This window comes from Sphingomonas oligophenolica (assembly GCF_039522915.1).
Classification (GTDB): domain Bacteria; phylum Pseudomonadota; class Alphaproteobacteria; order Sphingomonadales; family Sphingomonadaceae; genus Sphingomonas; species Sphingomonas oligophenolica.
Genome location: NZ_BAAAEH010000055.1, coordinates 1 through 11,621, shown reverse-complemented (window position 1 = coordinate 11,621; position 11,621 = coordinate 1). Strand labels below are relative to the sequence as shown.

Sequence of the window (11,621 nt, the reverse complement as noted above, 5' to 3'; positions counted from 1 at the left end):
CCCAATGTTAAATGTTATTGAATATCCCACTCTTGAACTACAATTGGTACAGTCCGCCTATGCGATCAAGCGAACACCTCCATCGATCGCGATCGACTGTCCATTGATATAGCCTGCGCCTTCGCTCGCAAGAAAAGCGATCATTGGCGAAACGTCCTCATAAGGCTGTCCAAGACGCCCCATCGGAGACGCCGCGGCGGCGGCGTTGCCCGCTTCGATACCCTGCGGAGATAGCGCAAACGCATCGGACCAGTGCGCGGGAAGGATTACGTTGGTCGTAATCCCGTACTTCGCCCACTCTTGCGAAGCCGTTCGCGTCAGCGCCTGAACCGCCGCCTTCGCCATCTGATAAGCCGCAAAACCAGGCAGCCCCATAAGCGCAGACTGCGAACCGCAGTTAACTATGCGACCGTAATTCCGCTCCTTCATATACGGGAAGCATTTCTGCATGAAAAGGAGGCTCTGCAGGGGGCCGCCTATATATGAATCGAACGCGTGCTGCTTCGTCGTGTCGACGAGATAGGTCTGCTGATCGAGAGCGCCTTGTCCGATATTAGCCAGGACATCGATCTTCCCGAATTCCGTAATCGCGGCTTGCACGACGTTGTCGATCTCGTCCTCCTTATAGACATCGCAGCGCACGGCGATCGCCTTGCCGCCTTTGGCCTTTATGTCTTTAACGAGCGCTTCCAGGCGATCCATGCGACGCGCACTGGCAACAACGATGGCACCTTCTTCGGCGAAGCGACGAGCGGCGCCTTGGCCAGCCCCCGAGCTCGCCCCGGTTACGATGGCGACACGGTCTTGCAGAATACCCATATACCTCTCCTGAACTGAAGCTGCGCGAAATTCTTTTGGATAGTTTCGATTTCTGATCAGCTTGAGAACCAAAGATGCCCATTTTGCGGGCATCGGGTAAAGCAAAATGTCAGAAGGGCCGCCCAAGAATCCCATTTATGATTGAAGCTAGGTCAGCTGCGCGACATTGACATTCAAGAGCGACAAGGCTGAGACGACATCCTCCGGTGGATTTATGGTGGAACGTGAAATTACAGAAATAATAACGACCTTGTTTGCCATGCTATGTTGAAACGTAGAGTAAGGGCATGATTCCAACGCTTATTCATACTTTATAGCCGATGATATTTCGGTAAAACACGTAGGTAAGGCGACGGAATACATGCCGGATGCAGATCGCGCGAAGATGATCGACACCAGATGTGGCGATACAGAGGTCTCGGATGGGAAACGCTTGCTAGCGGATGCGATGCTCGACAAGTCGCGCTCAGAGTCAGTCGAAGGGACAGGTCTGGGAATCCGCCTTCAAGGTGCCGTCCGCCCCTTGGCCAGAGGGGTGCCAGACAAGGGCGGGTGTCGTTATCGGCCTGAGCCGGATGTCGAGCACCGTCTGCTTGGTTGGCAAGTACCAGCAATGCCATCATGCGACAATTTATCGCTGCCGCAGACACTCCCGACCAAGGATGGTCGCGGCCGAGCCATCATTCGATGACAGCGAGCACCGTTCCGACTTCATACACGTCGCCTGCGGGCTTCAGTATCCGGAGTGTGCCGGAGGCGGGGCTTTCGATCTCATTGGTCGATTTGTCACTCTCAAGCGCGAACAGCGGATCGCCTTCGACAGCTTGTCCGCCATCGGCGACCAGCCACTCGGCGATAGTGCCCTCGTTCATCGAAAAGCCGAGCTTGGGAAGAAGCACTTCGATAGCCATAGTGAGATACCTTATTTCGTTAGCGCAATTGCTGCCTTGGCGATGCGCGTGGCGGTTGGCGCGTAGGCATTTTCAAGCGGCTTGGAGAAGGGAACGGGTGCGTAAGGCGCGCCGAGACGTCCGACCGCTGCCTTCAACTTGCCGAAGAACTCCGATTGCAGGGTCGCGGCGATCTCCGCGCCCACGCCGAACTCTGTCACGGCTTCGTGGGTGATGAGGCAACGCCCGGTTTTGGCGACCGACGCGAACACGGTTTCCCTGTCCCAGGGCGAAATGGTCCGGAGGTCGATAATCTCGGCGCTCACCCCCGCAGCTTCCATCTCCTCGACGGCCGCAACCACTTCGGTAAGGACACGCGAATAGCTGATGATAGTAACATCAGTGCCCTCACGCACGATACGGGCTTTGCCAAGAGGCACGACATGACCGGTCTCCGCAGGCTCGCCCGGCGTCCAGTATGCCGGCAGATTCTCGATATAGAGCACCGGATCGGGATCGTCGATTGCTGCCCGCATCAGGCCATAAGCGTCGGCCGGGTTTGAAGGCGCGACCACTTTCATACCGGGCGTATGGGCAAACCACGCCTCGAGATAGTCGCAATGCTGTCCGCCGGAAGCAAATCCGGTCCCGGTCATGGTACGGACGACGATCGGGACATGCGTCTGGCCACCGGACATGAATCGTAGCTTGGCCGCATGATTGACGATCATGTCCATCGCAACCGTGGTGAAGTTCATCAGCATGATTTCGGCGATCGGCTTGTAGCCCACAAGGCTGGCGCCAATGGCCGCGCCGACGATCGCCTGCTCGGCGATCGGCGTGGAGCGTACGCGCATATCTCCGAAGCGGGAGGACAGGCCTCTGGTCACACCGAGGATACCGCCTTCCTCGGGATCGGCCACGTCCTCACCCAGCACCAGGATGCTCTCGTCATCGGCCATCGCATCGGTGATAGCGGCGTTGATAGCCTGGAGGATGGTGACGGTCTTCACCTTGGTCGCGGTCTCGTTCATGCCGCCAATCCTTCAGCGTAGACATCCTTGGTGAGTTCATCGAGTTCGGGGAATGGCGAGCCCAGCGCAAATTCCACCGCCGCGTCGATCCGGGATTCGATTTCAGTCTCGATCGTTGCAAGCTGATCCTCGGTGGCGATGCCCTCAGCGATCACGCGGGCGCGGAAGACCGGCACCGGATCAGCCGCCATCGCCGCCTTCTTCTGGGTCTTGTCCATATACCCGTCCGCGTCGCCGAACACATGACCATGAAAGCGGAAGGTCATCGCCTCGATCAGGGTCGGGCCTTCGCCGGCGCGGGCGCGGTCCACTGCCTCACGCGCGGCAGCATACATGGCGATCGGGTCGTTGCCGTCCACCCGCACGCCGGGCATGTTATAGGAACTCGCGCGGTCGGCGACGCGCGGCACCGAACAATGCTTCTCGAACGTGGTATGCTCGGCATAGAGATTGTTCTGACACAGGAAGATTACAGGCAGTTTCCACAATGAGGCCAGGTTAAGGCTCTCATGAAAGGCGCCGATGTTGGAGGCACCGTCCCCGAATGTCGCCACCGTCACGCGGTTGTTCCCGGAGAGTTGAGAACCCCAGGCGATGCCGTTGGCGATTGGCATTGACGACCCGACGACCCCGGTGGTGACCATGATACCCTTCTTCGGATAGGTCAGATGCATCGGGCCGCCCTTGCCCTTGCATATGCCGTCACGTCGACCGGCGATTTCGGCCCAGAGATCGTTGAGGGGCATGCCTTTGGCGAGCATGTCGTGGATGCCCCGGTAGATCGTCACCCAATAGTCGTCGTCGGTCAACGTCGCTGCCAGCGCCGACGGGATCACCTCCTGCCCGCGATAACTGTAATAGGGCATGACGAGGCGACCGGTCATGATGACCTTGCGGCTGCGCTCGTCATTTGCCTTCAGCAGAGCGACCCGCTTGTAAATTTCCAATTGGGTTGCACTGTCGGGTGCGGCGTTGCTCGTCATGCGATAGCTCTCCATCATTGGGCCAGTTCCGAGGTGGGTGCCGGCCTCCGGCACGTATCCACTCAATCAAGCGCGCGTCGCGCCAGTTGTGGACCTCACGGGTTCGTCAACCGACCAACTCTTCCTGCGGCCAGACCGCGCTGACGCCTTGATGGATGGGCGAATGGTCGATCGTCGCATCGGCGGCATGCCGACCGGCGCGTCGACCGGAAAAGATGCAATCACTCGCTGACAAGCCGCTCAGGTAAAGACGAGTGCATAAGCCGACAGCCGTCCGCCCTGCGGAGTAAAGTCCGGGGATGGTAGTACCATCTTCCCGCATGACCAGACCCGACTTCTCGTCTACCAGAAGCCCGCCAACCGTGATTGCGTACGCAGGGTTCAGCGGCGTATTGACGCCGACGTCGACTGCATAAAATGGCCCGTCCTTAGGGACCACCATGTCCCCGCTGTCTTTTTCGAATGGGTCCGCAATCTCTCCGGCGGCGGCCCGTCGATATGTCTCGAGAGTAGTGAGAAGTCCGGCATGATTGATCCCGACTTTCTTGCACAAGGCCTCCAGAGTAGGCGCCTTCTTGGACCCGAACAACATGGAAGCTTTGGGCGGAAGCTTCTGGAACGTAACGAGCTTCTTGTCCTTGAGGTCGAGATTTGCTTGCTTCCACATATTGGCATCAAGGATGAGCCAGGCCCGCCCCCCCGACTCCGGCTTCATCATCTCGCGCCCGATATCGGCACCGTACGACGCCTCATCGACGAACCGATTGCCCCGGGCGTTCACGATCATGTTTTTGGGCCATGACTTCGGTGGACTCATGTGGCGCCAGATGGAGACCTCGTCCATCTCGGTCATCACACCACCAGCCGAATGGCCGAGGAGTATTCCACTGCCATCATCCGCTGGCGTGCCGAGCGTCGCCACGTCCGCGCACGTCGGCGCATAGTGTCGGAGCATCTCGGTGTTAAAGATGAAACCGCCGCTGGACAGGCAAACACCCTTGCGCGCACGGACGAAGAAATCCTCGCCATGCTCGGCTTCGATCCGGCTTGCCTTGCGCTCGTAATATTTGGCAATCCCATAGGGGATCTTCCCGCCGGGGTAACTGTTGGGATAGACGAACAGCCACTTGTTCATCGATTGCTGGGCTTTGACCAGCGCGGCGTGGGCAGCTGTTCCGACCGGCACGCGCCGCGCCTTCAGGCCTACGACGGCACCCTTTGTGTCGACAATCATTTGCCGAACCTGGCACTGGCCATAAACGCGAACGCCGGCCCTGGCCGCCGATTCTTCCTGCGGGCGGAAGATGCCGATCCCAGAGCCTATTGCATCCTTCGCTTCAGACACCGCCTTGTGCCCTCGCGGCGACGGCCGCCTGTTGGTCCTGAAGCGCTTCAGGAGGCTATTGTCGGGATGATACAGATAATATCCCTCACTGGGGTAACTGGTCTTTGTCGGATAGGCCGAGGCCTTGAACTCGACTCCGTGCTTTTCAAGCCACTTGATCGTTTCCGGGCCACTTTCACAGAAAGCGCGGAGTGTCTCATCCGTCACCGCGTCCCGCAATTCCCGCTTGAGATAAATGAACATTTCTTCTGGCGTGTCGTCATATCCGGATTCTTTCTGCACCCATGTGCCGCCACCGAAATACATGATGCCGCCGTTCATCTTGGTGGCGCCGCCCCCGTCGCAACGGTCGAGCGCGATGACTTCAAGGCCGCCATCCGCCGCCTGGTTGGCAGCCGCAACCCCGGCGCCTCCATAACCGACGACAACAAAATCGCTTTCCTCGTTCCAAGTGATCTCGCCTGGATCAGCAACGACGCGAGCGTCTTCGACCTGAGTGAATTTCCGCGCAAATTCCAGCGAATTGACGAGCTTCTTGCTCATTACGGCTCTCCCTTTCGCATGCAGTTTAAATGTGAAAGGGGCAAAGTCAACCGACGGCCGGCCCCGCCCCACCTGCCGGTCGAGGTGAATTTGAAGGCCAACATTAGTCTGTACCGCGCGGCGGGATTGACGCGAACCGTGTCTCCAAGACGGGAGTTTGCGCCGGTTACCGCAGAGAGCCTGAGTTCACGCCGACGACGACTGTCTCACGCGGATCGCACGATGAACCAGACGAAATGCGTGACGGCCACAGGGATCATGCATCACGAATGGAATAAGTGTTTGCGCCGGTCGGGCACGCGCTGATCCTGGGTGCGAGGTTTGCGCTTTGCTGATTTACAAAGCGAATCTGTGAGGGGAGCCAGAAACATGGGTTTGATCAAATACGAGATTGCGGCTGACCAAAAGCTCACGAAGCTGGCTTCCGTTCCGATGAAGCCGCGCCCCCCTGCAGGGAATGAAATTCTTGTTCGGATCGAGGCGAGTTCGCTGAACTTCCATGATTACCTCATCGCAACCGGAGTCATAGCGACCACGCCGGGTCGCATCCCTCTGGCCGATGGCGTAGGGGTGATTGAGGCGTGCGGCCCCCAGGCGCAACGGTTCAGCGTTGGCGACACAGTGATGGGCACTTTCTTTCCGGATTGGCATCGCGGCGACGCCTATGCCGACGGTGTTGCACAGATGCGGGGCGACCATATCGACGGGTTCGGTGCCAGCTACGTCGTCATGCCCGAAGCGGGCTTCACGAAGGCCCCGGCGACGCTCGACGCGGTCGCGGCAGCGTGTTTGCCCTGTGCCGGGCTCACCGCCTGGCGATCGCTGTTCGTCGAAGGATCGTTGCGTCCGGGAGATTCGGTCGTCGTTCAGGGAACCGGCGGTGTGTCGATGTTCGCTCTCCAATTTGCGCGTGCCGCCGGTGCCCGTGTCATCGCCACTACAGGAAGCCCGGAAAAGGCGGATCGGCTGCGGGCGCTCGGCGCCCATGGAGTCGTCGATCGGTTTGATCCCGAATGGGGTCTGGCGGTGCGCAAACTGGCCGATGGCGGCGCCGACCACCTTATCGAAGTGTCGGGCGGAGACCTGACGCAATCCTTGAGTTCGCTTCGCACGGGCGGCAGGCTCTGCTTAGTCGGAGTGCTCAGTCTGGAATCGATCGCGTTCGCCCCCCAGGCGATGCTTCACGCCAATCGTCGGATCAGCGGGATAACGGTGGGAAGCAGGGAGCATCAGGAGGCGATGATCGCCGCCGTCGAGCGCACCGGGATCTCGCCGGTAATCGACACAACTTTCCCATTGTCGTCGCTTCGCGAAGCGTTCGAATATTTTGGGCGGCGGCAGCACGTCGGAAAGATCGCCATTTCAGCGACGTGACGTCAGCGTCTCGCGCCGCACGTTCTTCAATGTTACTCGAGGGAAATCGACTAAGAAGCGGAGGCGGTTTTCACCGGCAGCTTGCCCGCTGCGGCGATCGGCCTGAGATGGCCGCCGCCATCAAGCATTAGCACGTGCCCGGTCACGAACGCCATTTCATCGGACACCAACCCGACCACTGCCGCACCAATATCCAGCTCGCAATCACCCAGGCGGCCGAGAGGAATTTCCTCACGAATGGAGGCAGCGGCGGCCGGGTTACTGTCGAGGAACGCCTGAATCGCTTCGTTCGCTCCTGCCGGGCAGACGGCGTTTACCGTGATGCCGTATCGACCCCATTCCTGGGCTGCAGTCTTTGTCAGTGCGGCAATGCCGGCCTTGGCCACGTTGTAATCTACCTTCTTGGCCATGCCGACGGAAACGCTGAACGAACTGAAATTCACGATCCGTCCCCATCCGGCTTCGCGCATGTGCGGGAACGCCTCCTGCATTGTCCAAAGGCTTCCCATGACACCGCCTTCGAACAGCCCGCGAAAGTCGTCTGCGTTCTTCTCCATGATCGTGCCGGGTGGCGTACGGCTCTGCGCGTTGTTGATCAGGATATCGACCCTGCCGAACTGTTTCGCCGCTTCGGCGACAAGGTTTTCGGCCTGGTCCTTTTGGGTCAAGTCCGCGCGAATGTAGACGCCCCGCCCGCCTCGCGCGGCGATTTGCGCGAGCACGTCCTCGCTTCTCGCCTCGTTGCGCGAGCAAAAGACGATCCGCGCACCCTCGGACGCCAGGCGCAGGGCGATACCTTTACCGATGCCCTGTGTGGCGCCGGTCACAATGGCGACACGCCCCTTCATGCGACCCATTATATCAACTCCGCCAGCGTGAGGTCAGGCTCGAAAACCGGCGTTGCCAGATGTTCGCCACCATCGGCTCGGATGATTTCGCCAGTTATGTAACGGGAATCGTCCGAGGCAAGAAACAACGCAGCCCCGCCAATGTCACGCACGACGTCTCCCCGGTAAGGGATTGGCACCATCGCCAGCGCCGCATCGATCTCCTCGGCGCCCCGCCGAGTACGGTATAACTGAAACTCTTTGGTATCGGCCGCGGCCTCGAGCAGGTTTACGCGGATATTGAACGGCCCCCATTCCTGGGCAGCGCTACGGACCATGGCCTTGATCGCTTCCTTCGCCGCGATGTAATCGGCGATATAGGGCTGCGTGAAATGGCCGTAGGTCGTTCCCAACGCAATGATCGATCCGCCGCCGGCCTGGCGCATCACCGGGTAAACCGCCTGCATCAGAAAGAGGGCTTCGTTGAACGACCTCATGGCCTCAGCGAAGGACGCTGCGCTTTTATCCGCAATCGGTTGCCAATGTGTGCGGTAGTCCGCGGCTGCCACCAGGATATCGATTTGGCCAAACCGTGAAAGTACGCGCTCTACCGCGACATCGGCTGTGGTGCGGTCGGACGGCGAATCCCCCGCTGCCCAAGCCGATCCGCCGGTTTCACGGATCATTTCCGATGCCTGCTGTGCAGCCTCAGGGTCGGCATCGACGATGGCAACCGACGCGCCCTCACGACAGAGGCGCAGTGCGATCCCTCGGCCGATTGCGCCACCGGCTCCGGCGACGATGGCGACACGGCCAGCAAGGCGAGGTGGAGTTGGGTCCCCACCGGGGATGTCCTGTTTGGCCATATCTGATCCTCTCGCACGATCTTTGGAATGCGATTCGTTTCTATCAACTGTACGCTATAAAGTTGGGAGGTAATGCGTCAAATCACGCGCGAAAATTTCGGCCAATCCAGTTCCCGGTTGCGGGACGCGAGCCGGTTCAGCCAACCTGGAAGCCACCGTCGATCACGAAGCTTTGGCCGGTAATGTACTGGGCGGCCGGGCTGGCGAGATAGACCGCGAGCCATCCCATATCGGCCGGCTCGCCCATGCCGCTCAGGTGACGGGTCATCGTGAGCCCGGGCCCGCTGGGCGCAAAGTCTTCGGCGCCCGGCATCCTAGGTGCGTTGGTCGGAAAAGCGCCCGGCAAGATTGCGTTTACCCGGATGCCGTCGGCGGCATGTTCGAATGCGAGATTGCGGCACAATTGGTTGAGCGCGGCTTTGGAGGAGCCATAGGCCGCGTTTCCGCGAAGCATCGGGCGTTGGGAGCCGATCGTGCTCAAGGCGATGATCCGACCTCCGCGCCCTGCGGCTACCATCCGCTTGATCGCCTCGCGCGCCGTAAGGAACGCGCCGCGGGTATTGATCGCGAACATTGCATCCCATTGGGCCGCGCTCATGTCCACCGCGGGCACCCCGCCCTGCTGCATTGCGCCAAGCACGACGATGTCCGGTTCTTCCTCGTCGGCCATCAACGCGATGATGGACGCTTCGTCAGTTACGTCACACATAGCAGCGCGCGCAGTGTCGCCGTTAGCGGCAATTTCGCTGACGACCCGCTCGGCTTGAGCAATGTCATCGTGGGCCACGACGACGCTGGCCCCGGCCATGGCCAACGTTTTCGCGATGGACTCGGCAAGACCGGAGCCGGCGCCGGTAACGATCGCGCGCTTGCCAACAAGGCCGAACGCCTCTTCAAGGCGCGAACGGGGAAGGATGTTTATAGCCATTCAATTCCTCATCGGATGCGCCATCGGTATCCATCAATTCATGGTCTCGGCTGTCCAATGGCAGATAGCCGGTTCTCCCCTCGCCCGGCTCTCGCCAGCCGGGCCGCATGGTCACGGGCGAGGAACGACAGGCGACGCGGGCATTGCGACGACGGTATATACAGCGTCCTCGTCGCCATCATTTCGCCAGCTGTGGACAATGCCCCGGTCGACCAGAACGTCGCCCGGCGACAGCGTGAGAGACCCGGTCTCCACCCCGAATGTAATTCGACCGGAAATCATCGTGATGTAGTCGATCGTGTCGGTCGCATGCATTTCAGACCCCGTCCCGGGGGGAATGCGCACGACGATGAAAGTGCTTGCCGCCGATTGCATGAGCTCCAGGCTCAGGACAACATCGGCTGGCGGCGTCCCGGTGTTGTCGGCCGGCACGCTGGTTGTCAGCCAGGCCAGTATTCCCCCCGTCTCGTTGAACTGCAATTCCTCATCGATCAGGATTGCGCTTTTTCCCTCGCTATCGAGGCCAGAGACAATACGACGAGACATAGGCAAGCCTTTCAATGCAGGAAGCGATGGATCAGAGGGGGTTAGGTCCGCGGTCATGGACCTCGTTGATGGCGCGCGTCACATCTTCGGAAAGCCCGATATCAAGCGCTCCAAGGTTCATTTCGAGCTGAGACAATGAACTCGCACCGATGAGCACCGACGTCATGAAGGGCATTTGTCGGGCGAAGGCGAGCGCCATGTTCGGAAGAGACAAGCCGTTGGCTTTTGCAATCTCGGCATAGGCAAGTGTCGCGCGCCGACGGTCGTTCGAAAAATGCACGAGCCCGTCGCTCGATCGACTTCCCGAAATTGCCTGCCCGTCGAGGCCGTATTTGCCGGTGAGGAGACCTCCGGCGAGCGGCGACCAGGCGATAAGGCCAACCTGTTCGCGAACAGCGACTTCGGCGAGACCGAGTTCGAACGATCGATCCAGCAGACTGTAGCTGTTCTGAATTGACGCGATTCGGGCCAATCCATGGCGCTCGGCGGACGACAGGTAATGCATCGCGCCCCAAGGCGTTTCGTTACATATACCTATGGCCCGGATCTTGCCCTCATCCTTCAATCGACCGAGCGCTAGCAGGGTCTCTTCGATCGACACCTGGCGGCTTTTGTCCGGAATGTAAGAATATCGCGAGCGACCGAAAGTCGGATTGACTCGCTCGGGCCAATGGACCTGATAAAGATCAATATAATCCGTCTTGAGCCGCCGCAGGCTATGCTCGACGGCCTGCCGGATGTTTTCGCCGTCTAGCCGGCGATCTTTGCCGCGAATGTGGCTCATATCTCCGACGGGGCTACCGGGACCACTCACCTTGGTCCCGATCACGACACGATCGCGGATGCCTCGTGACATGATCCAGCGGCCCAATATCGCTTCTGATTGCCCTTGCGTCGCTGAGGAGATCGGCGACGGATAACATTCTGCCGTATCGAAGAACGTTACACCTGCCGCAAACGCGCGGTCGAGTTGGCCGAACGCATCTTCTTCGGGCGTCTGGCCGCCAAATGTCATGACGCCAAGCCCGAAGGCGCTCACCGAAATTCCAGTTTGTCCGAGGGGGCGCTGCTCCATCTAGTCAAGCTCCTGGAGATACAATTTTATCAGAATGCAGCCCCGTGGAGGTGGCCCACACGAATTCAATTTCCATCGTGATAATCACCTAAACTACGCGCGATGGTTACGAGAGCAAGGCAACATGGGGAAGAGGTGGACGCGATGGCGAGATAAATATCAGGAGTCGGATGTTTGGACGGACGGAAACAATACCGGCCGGTGCATGTGGATACGGAGGGCAGACGCAAACATGCGCAAACGTCGCCGTAGAAGTAGTCAAAAATTGACGGTCCGACTTCCTAACGGTCAGCGAGGACTCTCACCAAGGGCACTATTGGATCGCTAAGAGGCTGATCCGAAATTAAGGTGAGTGATATCAGTGCTTTAGCTTGACGGCTTGGGCGATCGT

11 protein-coding genes are annotated in these 11,621 nt (G+C 59.5%); 1 reads left to right on the top strand and 10 read right to left on the bottom strand.

Annotation, left to right across the window (positions count from 1 at the left end; translation table 11 throughout):
• Positions 1-57: 57 nt before the first annotated feature.
• The 5 genes from ABD050_RS24815 to ABD050_RS24795 all read right to left on the bottom strand — a co-directional run bounded on the left by ABD050_RS24815 (position 58) and on the right by ABD050_RS24795 (position 5,614).
• A complete protein-coding gene (locus ABD050_RS24815; protein ID WP_343892226.1) occupies positions 58-819 on the bottom strand; it encodes an SDR family NAD(P)-dependent oxidoreductase in 762 nt (253 codons plus the stop codon).
• Between the two features lie 680 nt (positions 820-1,499).
• Positions 1,500-1,730, bottom strand: a complete 231-nt coding sequence (locus tag ABD050_RS24810; RefSeq protein ID WP_343892225.1) for a biotin/lipoyl-containing protein — start codon at positions 1,728-1,730, stop codon at positions 1,500-1,502.
• A gap of 11 nt (positions 1,731-1,741) precedes the next feature.
• Positions 1,742-2,743 carry an alpha-ketoacid dehydrogenase subunit beta gene (locus ABD050_RS24805; RefSeq protein ID WP_343892224.1) on the bottom strand — a complete coding sequence of 334 codons (1,002 nt, stop codon included), beginning with the start codon at positions 2,741-2,743 and terminating at the stop codon, positions 1,742-1,744.
• Positions 2,740-3,726, bottom strand: a complete 987-nt coding sequence (locus ABD050_RS24800) for a thiamine pyrophosphate-dependent dehydrogenase E1 component subunit alpha (protein ID WP_343892223.1) — start codon at positions 3,724-3,726, stop codon at positions 2,740-2,742. Before ABD050_RS24800 ends, ABD050_RS24805 begins: the two co-directional genes overlap by 4 nt.
• Positions 3,727-3,832: 106 nt before the next feature.
• The gene (locus tag ABD050_RS24795) at positions 3,833-5,614 is read right to left on the bottom strand and encodes an FAD-binding protein (protein WP_343892222.1); all 1,782 of its coding nucleotides are present in this window, start codon (positions 5,612-5,614) and stop codon (positions 3,833-3,835) included.
• A 369-nt stretch (positions 5,615-5,983) separates the two neighbouring features.
• On the opposite strand from ABD050_RS24795, the gene ABD050_RS24790 reads away from it, so the two are divergent.
• Positions 5,984-6,988 carry a zinc-dependent alcohol dehydrogenase family protein gene (locus ABD050_RS24790; protein WP_343892221.1) on the top strand — a complete coding sequence of 335 codons (1,005 nt, stop codon included), beginning with the start codon at positions 5,984-5,986 and terminating at the stop codon, positions 6,986-6,988.
• 50 nt (positions 6,989-7,038) lie between these two features.
• Here ABD050_RS24790 and ABD050_RS24785 read toward each other — a convergent pair whose 3' ends face one another.
• The 5 genes from ABD050_RS24785 to ABD050_RS24765 form a co-directional block, all read right to left on the bottom strand.
• Positions 7,039-7,845: an SDR family NAD(P)-dependent oxidoreductase gene (locus ABD050_RS24785; RefSeq protein ID WP_343892220.1), complete on the bottom strand. Its 807-nt coding sequence runs from the start codon at positions 7,843-7,845 to the stop codon at positions 7,039-7,041.
• Positions 7,845-8,681: an SDR family NAD(P)-dependent oxidoreductase gene (locus ABD050_RS24780; protein ID WP_343892219.1), complete on the bottom strand. Its 837-nt coding sequence runs from the start codon at positions 8,679-8,681 to the stop codon at positions 7,845-7,847. The genes ABD050_RS24785 and ABD050_RS24780 overlap by 1 nt, the downstream gene beginning before the upstream one ends.
• 136 nt (positions 8,682-8,817) lie before the next feature.
• Complete coding sequence (locus ABD050_RS24775; RefSeq protein WP_343892218.1) at positions 8,818-9,609, bottom strand: SDR family NAD(P)-dependent oxidoreductase; 792 nt, start codon at positions 9,607-9,609, stop codon at positions 8,818-8,820.
• Between the two features lie 111 nt (positions 9,610-9,720).
• Positions 9,721-10,212, bottom strand: coding sequence for a cupin domain-containing protein (locus ABD050_RS24770; RefSeq protein WP_343892217.1), 492 nt, complete (start codon positions 10,210-10,212; stop codon positions 9,721-9,723).
• Complete coding sequence (locus ABD050_RS24765) at positions 10,187-11,230, bottom strand: aldo/keto reductase (RefSeq protein ID WP_343892216.1); 1,044 nt, start codon at positions 11,228-11,230, stop codon at positions 10,187-10,189. Before ABD050_RS24765 ends, ABD050_RS24770 begins: the two co-directional genes overlap by 26 nt.
• Positions 11,231-11,621 lie beyond the last annotated feature (391 nt).

Bases quoted from the DNA above. Each gene is read 5' to 3' on its own strand.
- ABD050_RS24815 (WP_343892226.1), bottom strand. From the start codon at position 819: ATGGGTATTCTGCAAGACCGTGTCGCCATCGTAACCGGGGCGAGCTCG.
- ABD050_RS24810 (WP_343892225.1), bottom strand. From the start codon at position 1,730: ATGGCTATCGAAGTGCTTCTTCCCAAGCTCGGCTTTTCGATGAACGAG.
- ABD050_RS24805 (WP_343892224.1), bottom strand. From the start codon at position 2,743: ATGAACGAGACCGCGACCAAGGTGAAGACCGTCACCATCCTCCAGGCT.
- ABD050_RS24800 (WP_343892223.1), bottom strand. From the start codon at position 3,726: ATGACGAGCAACGCCGCACCCGACAGTGCAACCCAATTGGAAATTTAC.
- ABD050_RS24795 (WP_343892222.1), bottom strand. From the start codon at position 5,614: ATGAGCAAGAAGCTCGTCAATTCGCTGGAATTTGCGCGGAAATTCACT.
- ABD050_RS24790 (WP_343892221.1), top strand. From the start codon at position 5,984: ATGGGTTTGATCAAATACGAGATTGCGGCTGACCAAAAGCTCACGAAG.
- ABD050_RS24785 (WP_343892220.1), bottom strand. From the start codon at position 7,845: ATGGGTCGCATGAAGGGGCGTGTCGCCATTGTGACCGGCGCCACACAG.
- ABD050_RS24780 (WP_343892219.1), bottom strand. From the start codon at position 8,681: ATGGCCAAACAGGACATCCCCGGTGGGGACCCAACTCCACCTCGCCTT.
- ABD050_RS24775 (WP_343892218.1), bottom strand. From the start codon at position 9,609: ATGGCTATAAACATCCTTCCCCGTTCGCGCCTTGAAGAGGCGTTCGGC.
- ABD050_RS24770 (WP_343892217.1), bottom strand. From the start codon at position 10,212: ATGACCGCGGACCTAACCCCCTCTGATCCATCGCTTCCTGCATTGAAA.
- ABD050_RS24765 (WP_343892216.1), bottom strand. From the start codon at position 11,230: ATGGAGCAGCGCCCCCTCGGACAAACTGGAATTTCGGTGAGCGCCTTC.